The organism is Neisseria sp. P0018.S001 (assembly GCF_051957355.1).
Taxonomy (GTDB): domain Bacteria; phylum Pseudomonadota; class Gammaproteobacteria; order Burkholderiales; family Neisseriaceae; genus Neisseria; species Neisseria subflava_A.
In genome coordinates, this window is record NZ_JBQCWN010000092.1 from 1 (window position 1) to 322 (window position 322).

The following is a 322-nucleotide window of genomic DNA, read 5'->3' on the forward strand; positions in this document are numbered from 1 at the left end:
CGGTTACGTTTGGTTTGCGTTTCCGTCAGCGGATGTTTGCGGTGAGCTTTGCGCATAATGCCGTCCTGCAGCCGACACTCTTCCAGATATTGCCGGTTTTCCTCACTGTCATAGCCTTTGTCGGCATAGACGGTCGTACCTTTGGGTAACCCTTCCAACAAAGGCGACAGGTGTTTGCACTCATGGGCATTGGCAGGGGTAATGTGCAGTTTCTCGATATAGCCTTCCGCATCGGTACGGGTATGTTGTTTGTAACCGAGTTTGTAGAGGCCGTTTTTCTTTATCCAACGGGCATCGCTGTCTTTACTCGGTGTGGTTTGGC

1 protein-coding gene is annotated in these 322 nt (G+C 51.2%); it reads right to left on the reverse strand.

What is annotated here, in order from left to right:
- On the reverse strand, positions 1-322 hold a 322-nt coding region (locus ACTHTJ_RS10985), incomplete at both ends, for a transposase (protein ID WP_440361021.1).